The sequence below is a fragment of the Streptomyces sp. S6 genome (assembly GCF_054880855.1).
Genome location: NZ_JBTYMC010000684.1, coordinates 1 through 983, shown reverse-complemented (window position 1 = coordinate 983; position 983 = coordinate 1). Strand labels below are relative to the sequence as shown.

Genomic DNA, 983 nt, shown 5'->3' with positions numbered 1-983 from the left:
CGGCGAAGACGACGACGTACGCGTCCGCCATCCACTGCTGTTGGCCGGTGCTCGCGCCGAGGTCGCCCGCCATCGTCGGCAGGGCCACGTTGAGGATCGTCATGTCGAAGCGCAGGGGGTCGACGACGGCGGACGCGACGGCCGCCGCCCTCAGCCGGTCGGCGGGGCCGGAGTGTTCGGGCAGTGCGCGGGCCGCCCGGCGGGCTGCCTTGAGGGACGCCTCCGGCGCGGTGAACGTCGCTCCCGCGCGCAGTTCGCCGGTCCAGAGCCACTCCGCGACCTCCTCGTAGGAGTGCGCGCCGGCCAGTTCGACCGCGTCGACGCCCCGGAAGAAGTAGCGGTCGTCGGCGATGTACGTGAGGTGGGTGCGGACGGCAGGCTCGGCTCCGGCGCCCGGGCTCCCGGCGCTCTCCCGTCTGCTGCGGAGCGCGAGGGAGTTCACCTCGGCGGCGTCGAAAGTACTGCTCCGGCTGCCGGGTACGCGGCGGCTGCTGAGCTGGCCTCGGCTGACGTACGCGTACACCGTCTCGGGCTTCACGCCCAGCAGTTCGGCCGCTTCCTTGGTGCTCAGACGGCGTTCGGGGTGGCCGGGGGAGGGTTCCTGGTCGCGCATGGGGTCACCGTATCCGGATGGAGTACATATTGATTCAATCAATATTGACAGTTGTTAAGTCAATGATGGACAGTCGAATCAAGTTCAAGGAGGCAAGTCATGTCTGTCAACAGGTCCACCCCGACCTTCGTCGACGTCCCGCGCGGACTCGCCGGTGTCGTCGTCACCGACACCCGCGTCGGTGACGTGCGCGGCACCGAGGGCTTCTACCACTACCGCCAGTACTCCGCCGTCGACCTCGCGCAGACCCGTTCCTTCGAGGACGTCTGGTACCTCCTGGTCTACGGCGAACTCCCCGACCCCGCGCGGGCGTCCGCCTTCGCCGCCGAGACGGCCGCGCTGCGGGTGCTGCCGGCCGAGGTGACGGCGG

2 protein-coding genes are annotated in these 983 nt (G+C 69.6%); one reads left to right on the top strand and one right to left on the bottom strand.

The genetic code is table 11. The annotated features are described in order from the left end of the window. Nucleotides 1-613, bottom strand: a 613-nt coding sequence (locus ACVNF4_RS36435; protein ID WP_461807092.1) for a helix-turn-helix transcriptional regulator, incomplete at its 3' end; no start/stop codon positions are given. Nucleotides 614-712: 99 nt separating this feature from the next. Here ACVNF4_RS36435 and ACVNF4_RS36430 point away from each other — a divergent pair. Next, nucleotides 713-983: citrate/2-methylcitrate synthase (locus tag ACVNF4_RS36430; RefSeq protein ID WP_461807091.1), on the top strand; the 271-nt coding region annotated here is incomplete at its 3' end.